Consider the following 22,398-nt stretch of genomic DNA (forward strand, 5'->3'; position numbering starts at 1 on the left):
GCCAGGATGTGTGGAGGGCCGCGGTGGGTTCGGGTTTGCGACGCAATATAATGATTTGCGCGGCCGGAGCAAGCCGCCTGCGCCGACGGTCATATGGCGATTTTCCGCGGCGACGCCAGGGGGGTTCCGTTACAGTTTCCATCATGGACCCCGTCCCGGGGGTTCCCGCCCGCTGACGCCTCCCACGATCCGGACCCCGACGGACGATGACCGCCACCGCCCGCTCCGCCCTCCTTCTGGCCGGCGCCTTCTCCGCAGCCCTGCTGACGCACCCGGCCGCGGCCCGGGAGGCGGACCCCCACGCCCCAGCCGAGCCGGCGCCCGCAGCACTCCCGCCGGGACCGGAGGGCGCGGAGGCGGCGCCGTCGCTGCCCTACGCGGTGCGGATCACCGGCGTGGACGAGGACCTGCTCACGCTGCTGGAGTCGGCCTCCACCCTGGTCGACCTGCAGGAAGACCCGCCGCCCACGCTCCTCGGGCTGGAGCGCCGGGCCGACGCCGATCGCGACCGGTTGCAGACCGCGCTGCGCTCGGCCGGCTACTACGACGCCCGGCTGGACATCCGCATCGGTGCCGCGGCCGCCCCGCCGGTCCCGGTGACCATCGCGGTGGAGACCGGGCCGGCCTACACCTTCGACGCCGTGGCGGTCCGCACGCCGGACGGCCGGCCGCTGCCGGGGCCGGCCATCGCCCCGGCCGACCTGGGGCTGGTGCGGGGCGAGCGGGCGCGCGCGCCCCTGGTGGTCGCCGCCGAGGAGCGCCTGCTCAGCCGCCTGGGCGAGCAGGGCTTCGCCTTCGCCGCCGCCGCCGACCGCCGGGTGGTGGTCGACCACGACCGCCGCACCATGGACATCACCTACACCGTCGACGCCGGCCCGCTGGTGCGATTCGGCGCGGCGCGGGTGGAGGGGCTGGAGGAGGTGGACGAGGACCTGGTGCGCGGCCGTCTGCCCTGGCAGCCGGGGGAGGAGTACCGGCCGGAGCTGGTGGACCGGGCGCGCCAGTCGATCGCCCAGCTCGAGGTGTTCGACACTGTGCGCGTCTCCCTGGCCGATGCGCCGGGACCGGACGGGGTGACGCCGGTGACGGTCAGCGTGGTCGAGCGCAAGCGTCGCTTCATCGGCGCCGGCGTGTTCTTCTCCACCGCGGAGGGGCTGGGCACCCAGGCCTACTGGGGCCACCGCAACCTGTTCGGCGGGGCCGAGTACCTGCGCATCGGGGCGCAGGTGGGGCGGCTGGGGGCGCGCACCACCGACCTGGAGTTGCCGGACCTGCAATTCAACGTCCGCTTCCGCAAGCCCGATTTCCTGGCGGTGCGCCAGACGCTGGCCGCCAGCTTCTCGGTGGTGGCCGAACGGCCGCCGGCCTACGAACGCGTCGCCACCATCCTCGCCGCCTCGCTGGAGCGCGAGATCACCGACAATCTGCGGGTGGGCTACGGTCTGGCCACGGAGTGGTCCCGCACGCGCACCGACGAGCGCACCTATCAGAGCGTCCTGGTGGGGGCGCCGCTGTCGCTCAACTACGACGCCTCGGACAACCTGCTGAACCCGACCCGCGGCTACCGCGTGGCGCTGGTGGCCACCCCCTGGTACCCGGTGGGCGGCGACACCCGGTCCTTCTTCGCCGCGACGGGGATCATCGGCACCGCCTATCACGACATCGCCGGCAACGGCGACTATGTGGCAGCGGGACGGATCAACGTGAGCAGCATCCTCGGCGCCGGGCTGGACGAGATCCCGCCGGACAAGCGCTATTACGCCGGCGGCGGCGGCTCGGTGCGCGGCTACGGGTTCCAGAAGGTGGGGCCGCGCAACGCCAACGGCGATCCCTCGGGCGGCCGGTCGCTGGTGGAACTGGGGCTGGAGATGCGGGTAAAGGTCACCGACACCATCGGCATCGTCCCCTTCGTCGACGCCGGCATGGTCTACGACAGCACCTTCCCCACCTTCGCCGACCTCAAGGTGGGCGCTGGTCTGGGTCTGCGCTATTACACCGATTTCGGGCCGCTGCGGGTGGATGTCGGCTTCCCGCTCAACCCGGACTCCAACGACGCCCGCTGGCAGCTCTATCTGAGCCTGGGGCAGGCGTTCTAGGGTCGATCACGCCCTGGCCCCGTCGTCGATGAGGAGCTGGACGCCCTCGCGGCCGTTCCAGCGGTCGGCGCGCAGCACGCCGGCCAGGTGCAGCGGCGCCCCGCCCGAGGTCAGCAGCGCCTTGCCCAGGTCGCTCTCCAGGGCGCGGAAGGCGATGGCCTTCAGGCGGCCGCCGCCGGCGCCGGAGAGGATGCAGCGCACATGGTTGGCGCCGACCACGTCGGCGCGCACCACCCGGGCATCGGCGACGGCGAAGCGCGGCTCGGCGTTGCCGGTGCCGAAAGGGCCGAGGCGGGCCAGCGTGTCCACCAGCGCGGCGTCGACGGCGCCGACCGACAGGGCGCCGTCCAGTTCCAGCGTCGGCACCAGCGGGGCGGCCGACACCTGCTCGGCGATGCGGCCGGTGAGGAAGGTGCGCAGGTCGGCCATGCGGTCGGCGGCGACGGTGAAGCCGGCGGCCATGCGGTGGCCGCCGCCGGCCAGCAGCAATCCCTCCTGCCGGGCCGCGATGACCGCCGCCCCCAGATCGACGCCGCGCACCGACCGGCCGGACGCCTTGCCGACGATCGTGCCGTCGGCCCCCTCGACCAGGGCGACGACGCAGGCGGGACGGCTGTAGCGCTCCTTCAGCCGGCTGGCGACGATGCCGATGACGCCGGGGTGCCACCCCTCGCCGGCGACGAACACCAGTTCACTGTCGAGCCCGGCCAGCCCCTCCACCCGGGCGATCGCGTCCTCCAGCACCGCCGCCTCGACGGCGCGGCGCTCGCCGTTGTGCTCGTCCAGGCGGCGGGCGAGGTCCAGCGCCTCCAGCGGGTCGTCGGTGGACAGCAGGCGGGCGCCCAGGTCGGCGGCGCCGATGCGCCCGCCGGCATTGACCCGCGGCCCCAGGACGAAGCCGGCGTGGTAGGCGTCGGGCTTCTCCTTCACCCCCGCGACGTCGGCCAGGGCCGCCAGGCCGGGGTTGCGGCGCTGCGCCATCACTTTCAGGCCCTGCGCCACCAGGGCGCGGTTGAGGCCGGTCAGCGGTACCACGTCGCACACGGTGCCGAGCGCCACCAGGTCCAGCCAGTCCATCAGGTTCGGCTCGGCGCGGCCCCCGGCGTACCAGCCCGCGGCGCGCAGGACCCGGTTGACGGCGACCACGGTCAGGAAGGTGACGCCGGCGGCGCAGAGCGTGCGATAGCCGCCGTCCTCGTCCAAACGGTTGGGGTTGACGATGGCCAGCGCCGGCGGCAGCCGCGGCTCCGCCGCGTGGTGGTCGAGCACGACCACGTCCAGCCCCGCCGCGGCGGCCGCTTCCAGCGGCGCGAAGGCGGCGACGCCGCAGTCGACGGTGACCACCAGCCCGATCCCCTCCGCCTTCAGGCGCAGCAGGGCCGGGGCGTTGGGGCCGTAGCCCTCGGCGATGCGGTCGGGGACGTAGACGCGCAGCTCCCGCCCCGCGGCGCGGAAGAAGCGCCGCAGCAGGGCCGCCGAGGTGGCGCCGTCCACGTCGTAGTCGCCGAACACGGCGACCGCCTCGCCCGCCATGATCGCCCGGGCGATGCGGTCGGCCGCGGCGTCCATGTCGCGAAAGCGCGACGGGTCGGGCAGCAGGGAGCGCAGGGTGGGGGCGAGGAAATCGTCGCACGCCTCCTCTGTCACGCCGCGCGCCGCCAGCACCCGCCCGACGATCTCCGGCAGCCCGCGCCCCTGCGCCAGCGCCCACGCCCGCCGCTCGTCACAGGCGCGCGCCTGCCAGCGCTTGCCGGTGAAGGAACGGGTGACGTTGAGGAAGCTCGGGCTGTCGGTCATGGCGCCGGGACGCTGCGGGGCTGGGGAGCGATCCCATAGCAGATATGGTGCGGGGCGGCCAACCGGGGCGACGCCGGGCCGTCATACCGTCGGAAACGAATGGACGGGACCATGGTCCGGGCGTATCAGCCGTCGCCGGCAAGTGCGGCGCGCAGCAGCGGGTGGACGTCGTCGCGGAACGGGTTGACGACGGTGACGCCCCTCCGGGCGAAGCCGTGATGCATGTCTTCGGACAAGCAGGAGCCGGCAGCCGGCTTCGGCAGCGACCGCCAGGATGACGGCGTCCCAAACCTGGAGGCCGTGGTCCGCCACGAGGTCCGCCGCGGCAAGCATCGCCGACGGCGATGTCTCGTGAACGCCGAACAGGGCGTCCCATCGTGCAACCACGTCGCGGACCCTGGAGCGTTCCCGGCCGACCTTGCGGCTGATGAGCACGTTCATCGTTTCGCCGAGCACCTGCACCGGCAGCACCACGGTTTCTCTCGGCAGCCTTTCGATGAGATCGACGGCGCGGGCGTGACGCGCCGCATCGTTGATGCCCATGGCGTGAAGGATGACGTTGCTGTCCAGGGCGACACCGAAGGTCAAGGAGATGCCTTGTACTTGTCGTCGCGCGTCCAGGAAATGCCCGGCGGGGTCTGCGCTTTCAGCCACGCCACGAAGGAGTCTTTCATGGCGTCGCCCCCCTGTCCCGGGTCCCGGGTCACGCGCGCTCCGGCCGCGACGACGCGCTCACGCAGGTCCGCGGGCAAATCGTCCGTCACAAGGGAATGCGTCTCGGGAAAGTCACCCAGCAAACGCACATTGGCCGCTTGCGTGAAAGCCTTGACGCTGCGGTACCGGCCATCGTCGGAGGTTTCGATCCGGTAGCGCGCCATGCGTTGCGAGCCTGTTCGTGGTTCCGGTCCGGACAGGATACCAGCACGGCCGGCTGGCGCCATACGCTTTCCGCCGTCCCGCGCCGCGCCCCTTCTGCCGCGGGCGCCGCCTTGCCGAAGCGGTGCCGGCGTCCCAGATGGTGCGGCGGAGCGACCAAGTGGTGAGGCCGGGCGATGGACGAGGGTGACGATCTTTCCGGGCGCATCATCGACCGGGCGATGGCCCTGGCGGCGGAGCGCGGCTGGCGGCGGACGGGTATGCTGGAGGTGGCGCGGGCGGCCGGGGTGCCCGCGGGGGAACTGTACCGGCGGTTTCCCGACCGGCCGGCCCTGCTGGCCGGCGTGTCGCGCCGCGCCGACGCTGCGGTGCTGGCCGGGGGCGAGCCGCCGCCGGTCGGCTCCGGGGGCGGGGGCGCCGAGGAGGAGAGCCCGCGCGACCGGCTGTTCGACGTGATGATGCGCCGCTTCGACGCGCTGCAACCCTACCGGCCCGGCCTCGCGGCGGTGCTGCGCGACCTGCCGCGCGAGCCGCTGACGGCCCTTGCCTTCGCGCGGCAGTACGCCCGCTCCATGGCGTGGATGCTGCGCGCCGCCGGCATCGATCCGGACCGGCCGGGCGGGGCGGTGCTGGTGGCCGGGCTCTGTTCGGTCCAGGCGCGGGTGATGCGGGTGTTCGTCGGTGACGACAGCGAGGACCTGTCGCGCACCATGGCGGCCCTGGACGCCGAGCTGCGCCGGGCGGAATCCCTGGCCGGCACCCTGTGCCGCGGGCGCCGCCGGGCATCGCCCGCCGCGCCGACGCCCGAGCCTGCGGCCGGCTGACGCACGCCGGGGCGCTGCGCCTTCTTTGTTGCAATGCACAAAGACGGTGGCTATATTTCGGGCACTGCAACCGCCGCTCCCTGGTTGTCAGGGTGACGGCCGCGACAACGGTACTTTCCTTCGGGGGACCAAGACGATGGCGAAAACGACCGGCAATCCTTTCCTCGAGTTCGACCTCGCGAAGGTCATGAGCGACTTCAAGGCGCCCGGCGTCGACGTCGAAGCCATCCTGGCCGCCCAGCGCAAGAACATCGAGGCGGTGCAGGCTGCCAACCAGATGGCGGTCGAGGGCATCCAGGCCGTGCTGCGCCGCCAGGCCGAGATCCTGCGCCAGTCGGTGGAGGAGGCCAACGCCATGGTCTCCCAGATGATTGCCGCCGACACTCCGGAGGAGAAGGCCGCCAAGCAGACCGAGCTGGTCAAGACCGCCTTCGAGAAGGCGCTGGCCAACATGAAGGAGCTGTCGGAGATGGTGGCCAAGTCCAACACGGAGGCCGCCGAGATCCTCTCCAAGCGCGTGTCGGAGAGCCTGGACGAGCTGAAGGACCTGGTGGCCAAGCCCGCCGCCAAGAAGTAAGCCGCACCGTCTCCGGTGTCCGCGATCGGGCCGCCCCGCGAGGGGCGGCCCGTTGCGTTTGGCGGGCATGGCCTTTGGCAGGCGTTGCGTTCGGTGGTTGCGGTGCTACCCTCCTTCCGCAGGACCGATAACGGAGGGAGAGGCATCCCGTGAGCGAGACGATCCGGTTCGACGACTTCCTGAAGGTGGACATCCGCGTCGGCACGGTGACCGCCGCCGAGCCCTATCCGGAGGCGCGCAAGCCCGCCTACAAGCTGACCGTCGATTTCGGCCCGGAGATCGGCGTGCGCCGCAGCTCCGCCCAGCTCACCGTCCATTACACGCCCGAAAGCCTGGTCGGCCGCCAGGTTCTGGGCGTCGTCAACTTCCCGCCCAAGCAGATCGGCAAGTTTCGCTCCGAATGCCTGGTGCTGGGCGTCCCCGACGCCGACGGCGCGGTGGTGCTGATCCAGCCCGGCCACGGGGTGCCCGACGGCGGGCGGCTGTTCTAGCCCCCCGCCCCCGGACGCCGGCGGGTCAGTTCCCCGCCGTACCTCCGCCCGTTGCGATGGCCAGTTCCAGCGGCGGCGGGTTGGCCAGGGTGCGGTAGACGACGCAATAGCGCTCGGTCAGCTTGGTCAGGGTGTCGATGCGCTCCTGCGGTTCGTCGGTGTCCAGGTCGAAGCGCAGGCGGATGGCGCGGAAGCCCACGGGGGCGTCCCTGGCCACGCCGAGCGTGCCGCGGAAGTCCAGGTCGCCCTCGGCCGACACGGTGCCGCCGCGCAGGTCGAAGGCCAGCGCCGTGGCCACCGCCTTCAGGGTGACGCCGGCGCAGGCGACCAGCGCCTCCAGCAGCATGTCGCCGGAGCACGCCTGGGTGCCCGGCCCGCCCGTGGCGGGGTGCAGGCCGGCCTCCACCAGGGCGCGGCCGGTGTCCACCTTGCAGACGATGGCGGCGCCGTCCAGCTCCCCGCTGGCCTTCAGCGTCACCACCGCGGCGTCGGGGTTCTCCTTGTACTTGTCCTTCAGCGGCGCTTGCAGCGCGCGCAGGGCTTCGGCGTCCATTCCTCTCCTCACCTTTCTTTCTATATGGCGGCGGCCGGGAAAGCCTCGTCGCCGCTGTGGCGCTCCCGGAAGGACCGGCTCAGTTCGCCCAGCAGGCGGTGCTTCCAGTCCTCGAAGAGCGGGTCGGCGCGGTCGCGCGGGCGGGAGAGGGGCGGCGTGGCGATGGTCTGCACCCGCCCCGGCCCCGGCTGCATGACGACGATCCGGTCGCAGAGCACCAGCGCCTCCTCGATGTCGTGGGTGACGAGGATCATCGTCGGCCGCTCGAACGACCACAGGTGCAGAAGGTGGTCCTGAAGGTCGTAGCGTGTCAACGCATCCAGCGCGCTGAACGGCTCGTCCAGCAGCATGACCGACGGGCGGCCGACCAGCGCGCGGGCCAGCGCGGCCCGCTGGGCCATGCCGCCGGACAACTGGCGCGGCCAGGCGCCGGCGAAGTCGATCAGGCCGACCCGGCGCAGCGCCTCCTCCGTGCGCGCCGCCTGCTCCGCCCGGGGCAGGTGGCGGATGCCGAAGGCGACGTTGTCGCGCACGCTCAGCCACGGCATCAGCCGCGGCTCCTGGAACACGAAGCCGATCTCCTCCCGCGGCGCGGTGACGGCCGTGCCGTTGAGGGTCACACGGCCCGTCGTGGCCGCCTCCAGCCCGGAAACGATGCGCAGCAGCGTGCTCTTGCCGCAGCCGGAGCCGCCGACGACGCCCAGGATCTCGCCGGGGCGCACCGTCAGGTCGATGCCGGTCAGGGCGAGGTGGCCGTTGGGGTAGCGCTTGGACAGGGACTCGATGGTCAGCATGGCCTCATCCCTCCGGCCTGAAACCGTCCTGCCAGCGCAGGAGCGGGCGCGACGCGGCGGCGAGCAGCCCGTCGGTCAGCTTGCCCAGCACGGCGAAGGCGACGATGGCCGCCAGGATGATCTGCGGCTGGCCGGTCATCTGCCCGTCCACCAGCAGGAATCCCAGCCCCTCGCTGGCCCCCATGAACTCCGCCGCCACCACGAACATCCAGCCCAGCCCCAGGCCCGTGCGCAGGGCGATCAGATAGGCGGGCAGGGTGGCCGGCAGCAGCACCCGCCACACCAGTTGCGGCCCGGACAGGCGGAAGATGCGCCCGACCTCCACCAGCTTGCGGTCGACGCCCATGATGGCGCCGGACGTGGCGAGATAGACGGGGAAGAAGACGCCGACCGCGATCAGGATCACCTTCGACGTCTCGAAGATGCCGAACCACAGGATGAACAGCGGCACCCAGGCGATGGACGGGATGCTGCGCAGGGCCTGGAACGTGGGGTCGAGCAGGCGGCGCGCCGCGGTGAGATAGCCGGTCAGCGCCCCCAGCGCCGTGCCGGCCAGCACGCCGAACAGGAAGCCCGCCCCAACCCGCCACAGGGTGGCCAGGACGTGCACCAACAGGTCGCCCGATTGCGCCAGGTCCCACAGGGTGGCGAGGATGCGGCTCGGCGGCGGCATCAGCCGGCCCTGCGACCAGCCCAGGGCGACCGCCGCCTCCCAGCCCAGCGCCAGGACGGCGGGGACGATCAGCCCGACGAAGGCCGTCGGCACGGCGCCGGTCAGCCGGCCGCGCCGAACGGGCCGCTCCGCGATGTCCTGCGCGCCGCCGCCGGCGCTGATGATCGTCACCGCCCGTCCCCCCCTTAACGCGCCGGGGCGCGGCTGAAGGACGGGTCGATCAGCGCCGCCGCGGCCCCCTTGACGTCGGCGTCGGCGGGCAGAACGCCGGCCTGCTGCAGGGCCAGACCGGCCTCGACGATGGTGCGCTCCTGCTCCGCGCCGATGGCGGCGTGGGTCAGATCGGTGCGCTCCAACTGGCGGGCGATCACCGGCTCCGGCTGGCGGGCGGCGGCGGCCAGGATGGCCTTCAGCTCGCCCGGGTTGGCCAGCGCGTGGGCGCGGGCGCGCTCGTACGCCGCCAGCACGCGGCCGACCAGCTCCGGATGCTCCGCCGCGAACGCCTCGCGCACGTTCAGGATGCCCCAGGTGTTGGCGCCGGCGTTGCGGTGGAACAGGGTGGCGCCCAGGTCCAGCTCCGCCTGCGCCATCATCGGGTCCAGCCCGGCCCAGGCGTCGACGTTGCCGTTCTCCAGGGCCAGCCGGCCGTCCTGGTGCTGGAGCAGCACCAGCTTGACGTCGCGGTCGCTCAGGCCCGCCTCGGCCAGGGCGCGGACCAGGAAGATGTGGGGATCGGTGCCGCGGGTGACCGCGATGCGCTTGCCCCGGAGGTCGGCCACCGAGGCGATGCCCGTGCCGGGGCGGGTGACCAGCGCCGTCCATTCCGGCTTGGAATAGACATAGACCGACTTGATCGGGTTGCCGTTGATGCGGGCGATCAGCGCCGCCGCACCGGCGGTGGAGCCGAAGTCGATGCCCCCGGCGTTGAGGAACTCCAGCGCCTTGTTCGACCCGAGGCTGAGCACCCATCGCACGGCGATGCCGTCCTTCTTCAGCTCCTCCTCCAGCCAGCCCTTCTCCTTCAGGACCAGCGAGACCGGGTTGTAATAGGCGTAGTCGAGGCGCACCTCGGACGGCGTGCCGGCGGCCAGGGCCGCACCCGGCAGCACGCCGGCGGCGGCGGCGATCCCGGAGGCGAGGGCGGCCGCAAGCAGGGCGCGGCGGGACAGGAGCAGGGGCATGATGACAAACCTCCGGCGGGGCCGGCCGCAACATCGGCGGCCGGTCGTATGTGGCGGGAGGCGGGGAAGGACTTCGCCCGCCGCAGCCCGGCGGCTGGGCGGACGCCCATCGCTTTAGCTGCATTTGTAGCGCGCCCGCAAGCTGTTTGCTCAAATCGGCGCGTGAAACCTCTTCTAATCACATTGTAGAATTCCGTCAACGCGAAAATGTATAACTGAAACAATCTGTAAATTCTTGGCCGGTGCGGGGCGCGGGCAGGGCAGGGCTGGGAGGGGTCCGGGGCGCCGTCAGTCGAACAGACCGCGCTCCGCCGCCGGCTTCAGGTTCGGCGGCGGGCTGGCGAGCGCGGTCTGGCCGTTGCGGAAGGGGTCGGGGATGTGGTGGCAGTCCACATCCGCCAGCGTGCGGTAGCAATAGACCTGCGAGCGGTCGACCACCATCGGCCGGTGGCAGTACCGCCCGTGCTCCTGCAAGCCGATGAAGGAACAGTCCATGCCGGTCAGGGTGGACGCGGCGTGGTCGACCAGCGTCTTCTTGGTGGAGGTCAGCGACACGGCGCTGGCCGCGGCCGTTCCCGCCACCACCACCGGCGGCACGGATTCGCACGCCGCCAGCAGCGGCAGCAACAGGCCGATCCGGGCGAAACGGCGAAGCGGTGCCATGGGGCCTCCATCACGGGCGGGACGGTCGCCCCTCATTGCAGGCGGGGCCGGTTAACATCGGATGAATGTGGTCAGCGCAGCAGCGTGCAGGTGCGCGAGCGGCACTGCACGAGGACGAACGCCTCCTTGTCTTCCGAGCAGTTCACCTTGAACACGGTTTCCGACTGGCGGCCGACGGCGTAGCGCAGCACCTCCACCTTGGTGGGCGTGCAGTTGCCGCCGCGGGCGGCCTCCTTGGCCTCCGCCTGGGCGGCGGAGACGCTGGCCGCAACCGCCGGCAGGGCGGCGGCGAGGGCGAGCGGCGGGAGCAGGAGGAGCAGCGACAGGACACGGGGCATGACGGCCATCGGCGGCGGGGTGCGGGAAGACACCAAGGGGGACCGGCCGCAGTATGGCACGGCGGGCGTGGCCGGTCACCGCCGCGGGCGCGCGAGGGGTGGGACAAACGGCGAAACGGCCCGGGCCGGAACGGGTCACCGCAGGGTGTAGAGGTAGGCGGCGATGTGCTCCGCCTCCTGCATGGAGATCCCCATGGCGGGCATGCCCGTCTGCGGGGCGAAGGACGGCGGGTCCATGATCCAGCGCACCAGCGTGTCCGGCTGGTTGGCGACGATCCCGGCGATCAGGGAGCGGTGGGCGAACCGGTCCAGCGGCGGGCCGACGACGCCGCGCGGACCGGGCACCCCCGGCACGGTGTGGCAGGTCAGACAGCCGTAGGAGCGGATCAGCGCCGCCCCCCGGTCCGGGTCGGCGCCGGCGATGCGCTGCTGCACCGGCGTCTCCCGGTCGCAGGCGGCCAGCGCCAGCACGAGCAGGGCGGATAGGACGCGGAGCACGGGTGGCGCCTCCATCGGGCGTGGGACCATGCCCCGGCAACGCTCCCGCACCCGCCCTGTTCCCGGACCCTCAGACGAACCGAACCGGCCGCTCCCAGACGATCAGCACCAGGCAGCCTTCGGGGCTGGACACCGTGTGGCCGGTGCCCGGCGGGTTGACCACGAAGCTGCCGGCGGGGTAGCGGCCGCGGGCGTCCTCCTGGCTGCCTTCCAGCACCAGGATGTGCTCGTACCCGTCGTGGACGTGGTGGGGTGCGGCGGCGCCGGGATCGTAGCGCAGGAAGGCGGCGGCCGGGCCGCCGGCGCCGGTGCGGTAGATCCAGCTCACCGCGATGCCCTCGCGGAACGGCTCCCACACCAGGGGCGGCAGGTCGCCGGGCAGCAGGGACAGGACGGGAAGCGCGGCGTCGGGCATCAGGCGGACTCCAGGGCGGCGAGAACGGCGGCGGACGGCGCCGTCCAGCCGACGATGGCGCCCTGGGCGCGGATCATCGCCAGGGTGGCGGCCTTGAACGCGGGGACGTAGCTCTCGGTCGCGTCCTCGGCCAGCAGGCAGTCGAAGCCGCGGTCGTTGGCCTCGCGCATGGTCGTCTGGACGCAGACCTCGGTGGTGACGCCGGCGAACACCAGGTGGGTGACGCCCAGCCGGGCCAGGATGTCCGACAGGCCGGTGGCGTGGAAGGCGCCCTTGCCGGGCTTGTCGATGACCGTCTCGCCGGGCAGCGGCGCCAGTTCGGGGATGATGGCGCTGCCGGGCTCGCCGGCCACCAGGATGCGGCCCATCGGTCCGGGGTCGCCGATGCGCAGGGCGGGCGTCCCGCGCCGGCGCTTGGCCGGCGGGCAGTCGGACAGGTCGGGGCGGTGGGCCTCGCGGGTGTGGATGATCGGCAGGCCGCGGGCGCGGAAGCCGTCCAGCAGGGCGCGCGCCGGCGCCACCGCCGGGGCGAGGAGCGCCACGTCGTTGCCCAGCGCCGCGCCGAAGCCGCCGGGCTCCAGGAAGTCGCGCTGCATGTCGATGACCACCAGCGCCACCCCGGCCATGGGGAAGGCGTAGTCGAAGGGAAGGGCGGCGACGGTGGGCAAGGGCGGGTCTCCTCAGTGGCCGGCCATGCAGCGGCCGATGGTGGTGAGGTCGGCGGCGGCCGTGGCGGTTTCGTGGACGATGGCGCCGCGGAACATCACCACCAGGCGGTCCGACAGCTCCAGCAGTTCGTCCAGGTCCTCGCTGACCAGCAGCACCGCGGTGCCGCGGTTGCGCGCGTCCACGATCTGCGCGTGGATGTCCGCCACCGCCGCGAAGTCCAGGCCGAACACCGGGTTGGCGGCGACCAGCACGTCCACCTCGCCCGACAGCTCCCGCGCCAGCACGGCGCGCTGCACGTTGCCGCCGGACAGGGTGGCTATGGGCGCGTCGGGCGACGTCGTCTTAACGCGGTAGCGGGCGATCAGCGCCTCCGCCGCCCGGCGCATGGCGCCGCGCTTCAGCCACCAGCCGCCGGCGGCGAAGGGCGGCCGGTCGAACACCCGGAACGCCATGTTCTCGGCCACGCTCATGCCGGGCACGCAGGCGGAGCGCAACGGCTCCTCCGGCAGGCAGAACACGCGGTGGCGGCGCGCCTCGGCGCGGGTGGCGCCGTAGGGCTGGCCGTTCACCCGCACGGTGCCGGCCACGGCCGGGCGCTGGCCGGCCAGCACCTGCACCAGCTCCACCTGGCCGTTGCCGGACACGCCGGCCACCCCGACGATCTCGCCGGCGCGCACCTGAAGGTCGAGGCCGCGCACCGCGGGCATGCCGGTGTCGTCGTCCGCCCGCAGCCCCTCCACCGCCAGGCGCACCGCACCGGCCGGTGCCGCGGCGCGAGGCGCCGGGGCGGCCACCGCGGCCTCCCCCACCATCAGGCGGGCGAGGCTGTCGGGGGTGTGGCCGCTGACCGGGCCGGACCCCACGGCCCGGCCGCGGCGCAGCACCGTCACCTCGTCGGCGAAGGCCATGACCTCGCGGAACTTGTGGGTGATGATCAGCACCGTCAGCCGGCCGTCCAGCGCCATGGCGCGGATCAGCCCGAGGATCTCGTCGGCCTCGGCCGGGGTGAGGACGGAGGTCGGCTCGTCCAGGATCAGGAAGCGTGCCTTCAGGTAGAGCTGCTTGACGATCTCCGCCTTCTGCCGGTCGCCCGCCGCCAGCGCCGCCACGGGCGAATCCACGGGGATGCGGAAGGGCATGGTGTCCAGGAAGGCCGCCAGGTCCCGCCGCTCCTTCGCCCAGTCGATGACCGCCGGCACGTCGGCCCGCGCCATCACCAGGTTCTCCAGCACCGTCATGCGCGGCACCAGGGTGAAGTGCTGGTAGACCATCCCCAGCCCGTGGCGCTGGGCGGTGCGGGGGTTGTCGATCTCCACCTCGCGGTCGCCGATGACGATGCTGCCCTCGTCCGGCCGGTGGAATCCCATGATGCACTTGACCAGCGTGCTCTTGCCGGCGCCGTTCTCGCCCAGCAGGGCGTGCACGGTGGCCGGCCGGATGCGCACGCTGACGCCGTCCAGGGCGGTGAAGCCGCCGAAGCGCTTCGTCATGGCGATCGCCTCGACGCCGGGAGCCGTCACCTCGGGCGGCACCACGCGGGTCAGCACGTTCATGGCAGGTGCCCGGTGAAGGCGGCGGAATCGCTGACCGACCCGAACACCCCGCCCTGCATCTTCACCATCGCCACCGCGGCGGCGTGGTTGCCGGGGTCGGTGGCGCCGCAGCAATCCTCCAGCAGCAGGCATTCGAAGCCGCGGTCGTTGGCTTCTCGCATGGTGGTGTGGACGCAGACGTCGGTGGTGATGCCGGTCAGCACGATGTTGCGGATGCCGCGGGTGTTGAGGATCAGCTCCAGGTCGGTGGCGCAGAAGCTGCCCTTGCCGGGCTTGTCGATGACGGGCTCGCCGGGCAGGGGGGCCAGTTCGGGGATGATCTCCCACCCCGGCTCGCCGCGCACCAGGATGCGCCCGCACGGGCCGGGGTCGCCGATGCCGGCGCCGATGCGGCGGGAGCGCCAGCGCTTGTTGGCCGGCAGGTCCGACAGGTCGGGCCGGTGCCCTTCGCGGGTGTGCAGCACGTGATAGCCCTTGGCCCGCATGGCCGCCAGCACCCGCCGGATCGGCTCGATGGGGGCGCGGGTCAGCTCCAGGTCGTAGCCCATGCAGTCCACGTAACCGCCCTTGCCGCAGAAGTCGGTCTGCATGTCGATGACGATCAGCGCCGTGTTGTCCGGCCGCAGGTCGCCGTTGTAGGGCCAGGGGTAGGGGTCGGCGGGGATGAAGCGCTCGGTCATGCCGGAAACTCCCTTCCGTTGCGTCGTCGGTGGCGGTCAGCGGGTGACGCTCAGCTCCGCCGGCGCGCCGGCCAGGCGGTGGCGCGAGGAGGAGGTCGCGATCATGATGGCGAGCGTCAGGATGTACGGGGCGGCGTTCAGCAGGTAATAGCCCTGGGTCACGCCCACCGATTGCAGCGCCGGCCCCAGCGCCCCGGCGCCGCCGAACAGCAGGGCGGCGTAGAAGCACAGCATCGGATCCCAGCGGGCGAAGATGACCAGGGCCACGGCGGTGATGCCCTGGCCGCTGGACAGCCCTTCGTTCCAGCTTCCGGGATAGTAGAGCGACAGGAACGAGCCGCCGACCCCCGCCAGGAAGCCGCCGGTCGCCGTCGCCGCCATGCGCACGGCGTTGACCGGGTAGCCCATGGCGCGGGCCGCCTCGGCGCTTTCGCCGACGATGCGCACCACCATGCCCCAGCGGGTGCAGCGCAACGCCCACACCAGCAGCGGCGCCAGCAGCAGCCCCGCCAGGAACAGGGCGTTGATGCGCAGGGCCGACTGCACCTGCGGCACGTCGCTCCACCAGCCCAGCGCCAGCGAGGGCAACTGCGGCGCCTGCGGCTGGATGAAGGGTTTGCCCAGGAAGAAGGCAAGGCCGGTGCCCAGCAGCATCAGCGCGATGCCCACGGCGATGTCGTTCACCCGCTCCAGCGAGCAGATGGCGGCGTGCAGCACCCCGAAGACGGTGCCCGCGAGACCGGCGACCAGCACGCCGGCCCACGGGTTGCCGGTGCCGTAGGCGACGGCGTAGCCGCTCATGGCGCCCATCACCAGCGTGCCTTCCAGGCCCAGATTGATGCGCCCGCTCTTTTCCGTCAGGCATTCGCCCAGGCTGACGAACAGGAAGGGCGTCGACACCCGGATGGCCCCGGCGAGCACCGCCAGCGGCACCCCCCACCAGCCCAGACCTCCATCATCCATGACTCAAGCCTCCTGCGGGCGGGCGGCCGGCGGCGCGCGGCGGAGCGACGGGAGGCGCCCCTGCAACCCCTCGCCGGCCAGCAAGGTGACGAAGATGATCCCCTGGAGCACCAGCACCGCCGCGTCCGGCAGGTCCAGCCGGCGTTGCAGCAGGCCGCCGCTGGCGCCGATTCCGCCGAACAGGATGGCCACGGGGATGACCGCCAGCGGGTTCTGGCGGGCCAGGAAGGCCACGAGGATGCCGGTGAAGCCGTAGCCGGCCACCATCGACGCGTTGGCCCGCCCGTGCACCGCCGCCACCTCCATCACCCCCGCCAGGCCGGCGGCGGCACCGCCCAGCGCGCAGGTGACGACCAGCAGGGTGCCCACCGGCAACCCGGCCATCCGCGCCGCGCGGGGGTTGCCGCCGACCATGCGGGCGGCGAAGCCGAAGGTGGTGCGGGTCATCAGCACCCAGGCGGCCAGCGCGAACAGCACGCCCAGCGCCAACCCCCAGTGGACGTCCATGCCCGGCAGGGTGCCCACCAGATAGGCGTCGGGAACGGGGGCGGTGGACGGCTTGTTCAGGCTGGCCGGGTCCTTCATGGGCCCTTCCACCAACTGCTTCATCACCGCGATGGCGATGTAGGTGAGCAGCAGCGAGGCGATGGTCTCATTGACGCCGCGGCCGTGGCGCAGCGCCCCGGCGAATCCGATCAGCGCCCCGCCCGCCGCCATGCCCGCCAGCCCCATGGCGCCATAGACCACCGGCGGCGGCAGCCCGTCCAGCGCCAGGGCGGTCGCCACCGCCGCCAGCCCGCCCAGCACCAGCGCCCCCTCGCCGCCGATCACCACCAGGCCGAGGCGGGCCGGCAGGGCGGTGCACAGGGCCGTCAGGATCAGCGGGGCGGCCCGCGTCAGCGTGTTCTGCCACGAGAACCAGGAGCCGAAGGCGCCCGTGTACATCAGCGCATAGGTTTCCAGCGGGTCGACGCCGACCGCCAGGACGAACAGGCCGAACAGCACCATCGAGACGGCCAGCGCCGCCAGGGTGGGAAGGACGCGGTCGAGGGGCATGGCGGTGTCCTCGTCGGGGGAGCGGTGGTGCCTTACCCGATGCTGCCGGTCACGCCCTCGACCAGGTAGTTCATGGATTCCAGCGCGATGTCCGTCTGGCCCTGCGCCTCCCCGGCGGCGATGACGGTGTTGCCCTTGTTGTCCTTCAGCGGGCCCTTGTAGATGACGAAGGAGCCGTCCATGAACTGCGCCTTCACCGCGTCGGCGTTGGCGCGGGCGGCGTCGGAGACGGCCGGACCGTAGGCGGAGGTCTTGACCACCCCTTCCTTCAGGCCGCCGCGCACCAGGTTGGGAACGGTCTTGCCGGCCAGCACCAGGGTGACGTAGTCGGTGTAGACCTTGGCCCAGTTCCACTCCGCCCCGGTCAGGTAGCCCTTGGGCGCCAGCGCCGCCTGGCTGGCGTGGTAGCCGGTGCAGAAGATGCCGCGGCGCTCGGCGGTCTCCACCACCACCTTGGGGCTGTCGACGTGGCAGGTGACCACGTCGACGCCCTGGTCGATCAGGCTGTTGGCGGCCTCCGCCTCCTTCACCGGCATGGACCAGTCGCCGGTGAAGATCACCGCCGTGGTCACCGCCGGGTCGACCGAACGCGCACCAAGTGTGAAGGAGTTGATGTTGCGCAGCACCTGCGGGATCGGCTTGGCCGCGACGAAGCCCAGCTTCTTCGTCTTGCTGGTGTGGGCGGCGACGATGCCCGAGAGGTACTGCGCCTCGTCGATGTAGCCGAAGTAGGAGCCGACGTTGGCCGGGTGCTTGCCCTCCGTCCACAGGCCGCCGCAGTGCAGGAAGGTCAGGCTGCTGTGCTTCTTCGCCACCTTCAGCACATGCGGGTCGAAATAGCCGAAGGAGGTCGGGAACAGCAGTCTGGCGCCGTCGAGCGCGATCATGCTTTCCATGCTCTTCTCGACGTCGACGGTTTCCGGAACCTTCTCCTCTTCCAGAACCTTGACGCCGGGCAGTGCACGGACGGCCGCGGCGCCTTCGGCGTGGGCCTGGTTGTAGCCGAAATCGTCGCGCGGTCCGACGTAGACGAAGCCGACCACCAGGTCCTTCGCCAGCGCCGGCCGCCACGGCAGCGCGGAGCCCAGGACGCCCAAAGCGCCGGCGGCGGACACGGTGTGCAGCAGGGTGCGTCGGGAAAGGCGGTGCGGAGCGGCCATGGTGTTCAATTCCCCCTTCGTGTCGCGCCGTCGGCGGCGCCGGTTCGGTCGTGCACACAATCAGCAAGCCGCATGCCATGCCGGCGGCGAACGCATAAGCATTTGATTTGAAATCATCATAGGCCGAGCGGCGGTCCATCGACGGAGAACAGCGACGCCTGAGCTGCTTAATATGTCGGCATCTTCGTGCACGATGATTAAGAATTACGCACAACCAGACGGGGTGTAGCTCCGGCATCTCTGTGATGTGAACTCAAATGCTTGATATATAATGATATTAAACGGCGTTCGGGCAACTGGAACGGTGTATGCATTGTGATCGCCCGACCTGCGGCAACCACGGGGACGGGGCATCGGGATGGATGGCGCGATGACGAAGGGAGAGGGACGGCCGGCGGCACGGGCACCCCGTGCCTCTGGCACGCCGGTTGACGGGCGTGCCCGGGGCACGCTGGTCGACGACCTCGTCCAGCGGCTGGCCGATGACATCGTCGACGGCCGCCTGCCGCCCGGCACGCGGCTGGAGGAGCAGGAACTGGCCCGGCGCTTCCGGGTATCGCGCACGCCGGTGCGCGAGGCCCTGCGCCTGCTGGCCGCCACCGGCCTGGTCGAACACCAGCCCAACCGCGGCGCCGCCGTTGCCGCCATCGGCGAGGACCGCCTGCACCAGATGTTCGAGGTCATGGCCGAACTGGAGGCGGTGTGCGCCCGCCTCGCGGCCGAGCGCATGACCGCCCGCGAACGGCTGGCTCTGGAGACGCTGCACCGGGACTCCGCCGCCCTGGTGCGCTCCGGCGACCGCGAAGGGTACGAAGGGGTCAACCGTCACTTCCACACCGCCCTTTACCGCGGCGCCCACAACGGTGAACTGGAGGAGACGGTGCTGGCAGCCCGCCGCCGCGTCGCCGCGTTCCGCCGCGTCTCCTTCCACGCGCTCGGCCGGCTGGCCAACTCCTGGGCCGAGCACGACCAGGTGGTCCGCGCCATCCTGTGCGGCGACGGCGACGGCGCGGCGCGCGCCATGCGCGCCCATGTGCGCATCGTCAGCGTCGCCTCGGCCGAGGTGGTGGCGACGCGCACCGCCGCCGCGACCATCGACCGCCCGTTCCCCGACACCGCCGATAAACCGAACCGCACCGCCGACGAGGAGGACCCCCATGGGCTTTTCGCACCGCGACAGCCTTGATATCGCCAGCCTGCGCGCCCGCTATCTGAGCGGTGCCGTGACGCCGCGGGCGGTCGCGGAATCGGTGCTGAACCGCATCGCCGCCTATGGCGACGACGCGGTGTGGATCGCGCGTGAGAGCGAGGTGGCCGTGCTGACCGCCGCCGAGGCGCTGGCCGCCCGTTCCCCGGCGGAATTGCCCCTGTACGGCATTCCCTTCGCCGTCAAGGACAACATCGACGTGGCCGGGCTGCGCACCACCGCCGCCTGCCCGGAGTTCGCCTACGAACCGCGGGAGTCCGCGGCGGTGGTGCAGCGCCTGACCGCGGCCGGCGCCCTGTTCGTGGGCAAGACCAACCTGGACCAGTTCGCCACCGGGCTGGTGGGTGTGCGCTCGCCCTTCGGGGCGGTGCGCAACAGCTTCGATCCCGCGTACGTGTCCGGCGGCTCCTCGTCGGGGTCGGCGGTGGCGGTGGCGGCGGGGCTGGTCAGCTTCGCCCTGGGCACCGACACCGCCGGGTCCGGCCGGGTGCCGGCGGCCTTCAACAACATCGTCGGCCTGAAGCCCACCTGCGGTCTGCTGAGCACCCGCGGCGTGGTCCCGGCCTGCCGATCCCTGGATTGCGTCAGCGTCTTCGCCCTGACCGTGGCCGACGCCGCCGCGGTGGGGGCGGTGGCCGCCGGCTACGACGCCCACGACGCCTTCTCCCGCCCCGAGGCCGACCGGGTGGACCTGTCCCCGGTGCGCCCGGCCCCCTTCCGCTTCGCGGTGCCACTGCCCGACCAGCTCCAGTTCTTCGGCAACCAGCACACGCCGCGCCTGTTCGTCGACGCCATCGCCCGCCTGAAGGCGCTGGGCGGGACCGCCGTGGCGGTGGACTTCGCCCCCTTCCTGGAGGCGGCGCGCCTGCTCTACGAAGGCCCCCGGGTGGCCGAGCGGACGGCGGCGGTGGGCGACTTCCTGGCGGCCCATCCCGGTGTCGGCCACCCCGTGGTCCGCGCCATCATCGAGGCGGGCGGCGCACGCTCCGCCGTCGAGGCGTTCCGCGCCGACTACCGCCTGCGCGAGCTGGCGCGCGCCGTCGCCCCGGTGTGGCGGCGGGCCGACGTGCTGCTGACCCCGACCGCCGGCACCATCTACACCATCGCCGAGGTGGAGGCGGAGCCGGTGCGTCTCAACAGCAACCTCGGCACTTACACCAATTTCATGAACCTGCTGGATCTGTGCGGCGTGGCGGTGCCCTCGGGCTTCCAGCCCGACGGGCTGCCCTTCGGCATCACCCTGGCCGCCCCCGCCTTCGCCGAGCCGCAGGTGCTGGGCATCGCCGCCGCCTTTCACGAGGCGACCGGCCTGCCGCTGGGCGCCACGGGCGTGCCGCAGGCTCCGCCGGAGCCGGCACCCGAGCCGGGGCCGCGGCGCGGGCGGGTGCGCGTGGCCGTGGTGGGCGCCCACATGACCGGCCTGCCCCTGAACCACGAGCTGACGGCGCGCGGCGGGCGGCTGGTGCGCAGCACCCGTACGTCGTCGGCCTACCGCCTGTACGCCCTGCCGGGCACCCGTCCGGCGCGTCCGGGGCTGGTGCGTACGGGCGAGGGTGGCGCCATCGAGGTGGAGGTGTGGGAAATGCCCGCCGCCGGCTTCGGCGAGCTGGTGGCGGGCATCCCCGCACCGCTGGGCATAGGCACCCTGGAGCTGGAGGATGGCGGCACCGTCCAGGGCTTCCTGTGCGAAGCCTGCGCCGCCGCCGGGGCGGAGGACATCACCGCCTACGGCGGCTGGCGGGCGTGGCTTGCACGGTGAGCGCCGCGCCTCCCGGGCAATGGCTTCTATGCCGGCAATTTGGACGCGGATTGCACGGATTTCGGATCGGATGACACGGATCGATCGTGCCGATCGGTGATCGAACGCACGCGGAGCCGAAGCACGACTGTCAATCCGTGCAATCCGGTCAAGTCCGTGCAACCCGGGGCGCGCTTGCTCCCCGGGCAACACGCCCGGTACAAGCGACGATCCTTTCGGGGGTGCCTCTCCGTGCGCCCGGCGTACGGCCGCAGCATGGAGTGACCACATCTTCAAAAGCCTCGCCGCCACCTCGCCGTGTCATCCGAATCCCCGTCCGCCTCCCCGTTTTCGTTGACAAACCGGGGGGTGGGCGGTGCAATAACGCCCGCGGCGGGTAAGCCGTGCGGAAGGGCGCGGGCGCCCCTGGCGATCGACCATTGGGTGGGGATCTCATGACGAAGCGAATCGCACTCGGCGTTCTCGGCGCCGCCGTCGCCGCCGCGCTGGCCGGCGGGGCCGTTGCGCAGACCAAGCGGCCGGTCAACATTTACATCTGGAACGATTACCTGGGCGAGACGACGCTCGCCGACTTCACCGCGGCGAGCGGCTACCCGACCAACGTCGACCTCTACGACAGCCTGGAACTGCTGGAGCAGAAGGTGCTGGTCGGCCGCTCCGGCTACGACGTGATCGTGCCGACGGTGCAGCCGACCGGTGCGCGCATGATCCAGGCCAACATCCTGGCGCCGCTGGACAAGGACAAGCTGCCCAACCTGAAGAACGTCGATCCCAAGGTCCTGAAGCAGCTTGAAAGCGCCGACCCCGGCAACCGCTTCCTGGTGCCGTACCTGGGCGGCACCGTCGGCATCGGCATCCTGCCGGACAAGATCAAGGCGCTGATGCCCGACGCGCCGCTCGACAGCTGGGACCTCATCTTCAAACCGGAGGTGGCGCAGAAGCTGGCGCCCTGCGGCATCACCCTGATGGACTCGGCCATCGACGTCATTCCCACGGCGCTCCACTACCTCGGCCTCGATCCCAACTCCGAGAAGAAGGAGGATCACGACAAGGCCGAGGCGCTGCTGACCTCCATCCGCCCCTACGTGAAGCAGTTCGTGACCGGGCAGAACATCAACCTGCTGGCCGGCGGCGACGCCTGCGTGGTGATGGCCTATTCGGGCGACGTGCTGCAGGCGGAATCCCGCGCCGAGGAGGCCAAAAGCGGCGTGACGGTGGAGTACGTGATCCCGAAGGAAGGCGCCCAGGTGTGGTGGGACGTGCTGGCGATCCCGGCCGATGCCCCCAACAAGGACGGCGCCCACGCCCTGATCGACTTCGTCCTCCAGCCGGAGGCGATGGTGGGCATCACCAACTTCGTCATGTACGGCAACGCCGTGCCGGCGACGCTGGCCTCCCTGGAGGACGCGGTGAAGAACAACCCCGCCATCTTCCCGCGCGAAGACCAGAAGGAGCGGCTGTTCTCCCTGGTTGCCGTCAAGCCGCCGGTGGAGCGCATGCGCACCCGCCTGTGGACCAAGGTGAAGACCGGGCAGTAACCCGGTCCGAACCGGCCTGAACCGGCGCCCCGGTCCC

General features: G+C 71.9%; 24 protein-coding genes and 1 riboswitch. Of the genes, 7 read left to right on the top strand and 17 right to left on the bottom strand.

What is annotated here, in order from left to right; all coding sequences use genetic code 11:
* Window positions 1-206: 206 nt before the first annotated feature.
* On the top strand, window positions 207-2,096 hold the full coding sequence (locus G472_RS0104720) for an autotransporter assembly complex protein TamA (protein ID WP_084536445.1): 1,890 nt from the start codon (window positions 207-209) through the stop codon (window positions 2,094-2,096).
* Window positions 2,097-2,102: 6 nt separating this feature from the next.
* Here G472_RS0104720 and recJ read toward each other — a convergent pair whose 3' ends face one another.
* The 3 genes from recJ to G472_RS0104735 all read right to left on the bottom strand — a co-directional run bounded on the left by recJ (window position 2,103) and on the right by G472_RS0104735 (window position 4,771).
* Complete coding sequence (gene recJ, locus G472_RS0104725) at window positions 2,103-3,893, bottom strand: single-stranded-DNA-specific exonuclease RecJ (protein ID WP_029007451.1); 1,791 nt, start codon at window positions 3,891-3,893, stop codon at window positions 2,103-2,105.
* A gap of 81 nt (window positions 3,894-3,974) precedes the next feature.
* Complete coding sequence (locus G472_RS37915) at window positions 3,975-4,481, bottom strand: PIN domain-containing protein (protein WP_211100135.1); 507 nt, start codon at window positions 4,479-4,481, stop codon at window positions 3,975-3,977.
* Window positions 4,478-4,771, bottom strand: coding sequence for a hypothetical protein (locus G472_RS0104735; RefSeq protein WP_029007452.1), 294 nt, complete (start codon window positions 4,769-4,771; stop codon window positions 4,478-4,480). The genes G472_RS37915 and G472_RS0104735 overlap by 4 nt, the downstream gene beginning before the upstream one ends.
* Before the next feature lie 174 nt (window positions 4,772-4,945).
* On the opposite strand from G472_RS0104735, the gene G472_RS31280 reads away from it, so the two are divergent.
* The 3 genes from G472_RS31280 to G472_RS0104750 all read left to right on the top strand — a co-directional run bounded on the left by G472_RS31280 (window position 4,946) and on the right by G472_RS0104750 (window position 6,661).
* Window positions 4,946-5,593 (top strand): TetR/AcrR family transcriptional regulator, encoded by a 648-nt coding sequence (locus G472_RS31280; protein ID WP_051340425.1) that lies wholly within the window; start codon window positions 4,946-4,948, stop codon window positions 5,591-5,593.
* A gap of 136 nt (window positions 5,594-5,729) precedes the next feature.
* The gene (locus tag G472_RS0104745) at window positions 5,730-6,170 is read left to right on the top strand and encodes a phasin family protein (RefSeq protein ID WP_029007453.1); all 441 of its coding nucleotides are present in this window, start codon (window positions 5,730-5,732) and stop codon (window positions 6,168-6,170) included.
* A gap of 149 nt (window positions 6,171-6,319) precedes the next feature.
* Window positions 6,320-6,661, top strand: a complete 342-nt coding sequence (locus G472_RS0104750; protein ID WP_029007454.1) for a tRNA-binding protein — start codon at window positions 6,320-6,322, stop codon at window positions 6,659-6,661.
* Window positions 6,662-6,686: 25 nt separating this feature from the next.
* Here the strand turns inward: G472_RS0104750 and G472_RS0104755 are convergent, their stop codons facing one another.
* The 14 genes from G472_RS0104755 to G472_RS0104820 all read right to left on the bottom strand — a co-directional run bounded on the left by G472_RS0104755 (window position 6,687) and on the right by G472_RS0104820 (window position 17,857).
* Window positions 6,687-7,214: an OsmC family protein gene (locus tag G472_RS0104755; protein ID WP_029007455.1), complete on the bottom strand. Its 528-nt coding sequence runs from the start codon at window positions 7,212-7,214 to the stop codon at window positions 6,687-6,689.
* Between the two features lie 20 nt (window positions 7,215-7,234).
* Complete coding sequence (locus tag G472_RS0104760; protein ID WP_029007456.1) at window positions 7,235-8,008, bottom strand: ABC transporter ATP-binding protein; 774 nt, start codon at window positions 8,006-8,008, stop codon at window positions 7,235-7,237.
* Between the two features lie 4 nt (window positions 8,009-8,012).
* Complete coding sequence (locus tag G472_RS31285) at window positions 8,013-8,852, bottom strand: ABC transporter permease (protein WP_211100136.1); 840 nt, start codon at window positions 8,850-8,852, stop codon at window positions 8,013-8,015.
* A gap of 14 nt (window positions 8,853-8,866) precedes the next feature.
* On the bottom strand, window positions 8,867-9,862 hold the full coding sequence (locus G472_RS0104770) for an aliphatic sulfonate ABC transporter substrate-binding protein (protein ID WP_035691074.1): 996 nt from the start codon (window positions 9,860-9,862) through the stop codon (window positions 8,867-8,869).
* Between the two features lie 93 nt (window positions 9,863-9,955).
* Window positions 9,956-10,034: riboswitch (SAM riboswitch) on the bottom strand.
* 116 nt (window positions 10,035-10,150) lie between these two features.
* Window positions 10,151-10,525 (bottom strand): hypothetical protein, encoded by a 375-nt coding sequence (locus G472_RS0104775; protein WP_029007458.1) that lies wholly within the window; start codon window positions 10,523-10,525, stop codon window positions 10,151-10,153.
* A gap of 71 nt (window positions 10,526-10,596) precedes the next feature.
* Window positions 10,597-10,863: a hypothetical protein gene (locus tag G472_RS0104780; protein ID WP_051340428.1), complete on the bottom strand. Its 267-nt coding sequence runs from the start codon at window positions 10,861-10,863 to the stop codon at window positions 10,597-10,599.
* Window positions 10,864-10,998: 135 nt separating this feature from the next.
* Window positions 10,999-11,391, bottom strand: coding sequence for a c-type cytochrome (locus G472_RS0104785; RefSeq protein WP_211100137.1), 393 nt, complete (start codon window positions 11,389-11,391; stop codon window positions 10,999-11,001).
* 40 nt (window positions 11,392-11,431) lie between these two features.
* The gene (locus tag G472_RS0104790; RefSeq protein ID WP_029007461.1) at window positions 11,432-11,776 is read right to left on the bottom strand and encodes a cupin domain-containing protein; all 345 of its coding nucleotides are present in this window, start codon (window positions 11,774-11,776) and stop codon (window positions 11,432-11,434) included.
* A complete protein-coding gene (locus tag G472_RS0104795; RefSeq protein ID WP_029007462.1) occupies window positions 11,776-12,444 on the bottom strand; it encodes a cysteine hydrolase family protein in 669 nt (222 codons plus the stop codon). The genes G472_RS0104790 and G472_RS0104795 overlap by 1 nt, the downstream gene beginning before the upstream one ends.
* Window positions 12,445-12,456: 12 nt before the next feature.
* On the bottom strand, window positions 12,457-13,998 hold the full coding sequence (locus G472_RS0104800; RefSeq protein WP_051340430.1) for an ABC transporter ATP-binding protein: 1,542 nt from the start codon (window positions 13,996-13,998) through the stop codon (window positions 12,457-12,459).
* A complete protein-coding gene (biuH, locus tag G472_RS0104805) occupies window positions 13,995-14,678 on the bottom strand; it encodes a biuret amidohydrolase (RefSeq protein WP_029007464.1) in 684 nt (227 codons plus the stop codon). The genes G472_RS0104800 and biuH overlap by 4 nt, the downstream gene beginning before the upstream one ends.
* A gap of 36 nt (window positions 14,679-14,714) precedes the next feature.
* Complete coding sequence (locus tag G472_RS0104810) at window positions 14,715-15,641, bottom strand: ABC transporter permease (protein WP_029007465.1); 927 nt, start codon at window positions 15,639-15,641, stop codon at window positions 14,715-14,717.
* A 3-nt stretch (window positions 15,642-15,644) separates the two neighbouring features.
* Complete coding sequence (locus G472_RS31290; protein WP_051340433.1) at window positions 15,645-16,697, bottom strand: ABC transporter permease; 1,053 nt, start codon at window positions 16,695-16,697, stop codon at window positions 15,645-15,647.
* A 32-nt stretch (window positions 16,698-16,729) separates the two neighbouring features.
* Window positions 16,730-17,857 carry a BMP family ABC transporter substrate-binding protein gene (locus G472_RS0104820; RefSeq protein ID WP_029007466.1) on the bottom strand — a complete coding sequence of 376 codons (1,128 nt, stop codon included), beginning with the start codon at window positions 17,855-17,857 and terminating at the stop codon, window positions 16,730-16,732.
* Window positions 17,858-18,227: 370 nt separating this feature from the next.
* Here G472_RS0104820 and G472_RS31295 point away from each other — a divergent pair, with 370 nt between their 5' ends.
* The 3 genes from G472_RS31295 (at window position 18,228) to G472_RS0104835 (ending at window position 22,361) form a co-directional block, all read left to right on the top strand.
* A complete protein-coding gene (locus G472_RS31295; RefSeq protein ID WP_084536446.1) occupies window positions 18,228-19,043 on the top strand; it encodes a GntR family transcriptional regulator in 816 nt (271 codons plus the stop codon).
* Window positions 19,015-20,823, top strand: a complete 1,809-nt coding sequence (gene atzF / locus G472_RS0104830; protein WP_029007467.1) for an allophanate hydrolase — start codon at window positions 19,015-19,017, stop codon at window positions 20,821-20,823. Before G472_RS31295 ends, atzF begins: the two co-directional genes overlap by 29 nt.
* Before the next feature lie 434 nt (window positions 20,824-21,257).
* Window positions 21,258-22,361, top strand: a complete 1,104-nt coding sequence (locus G472_RS0104835; RefSeq protein ID WP_029007468.1) for a polyamine ABC transporter substrate-binding protein — start codon at window positions 21,258-21,260, stop codon at window positions 22,359-22,361.
* The last annotated feature ends 37 nt before the right edge of the window (window positions 22,362-22,398 follow it).

This window comes from Azospirillum halopraeferens DSM 3675 (genome assembly GCF_000429625.1).
In the GTDB taxonomy this organism is placed as follows: Bacteria; Pseudomonadota; Alphaproteobacteria; order Azospirillales; family Azospirillaceae; genus Azospirillum; species Azospirillum halopraeferens.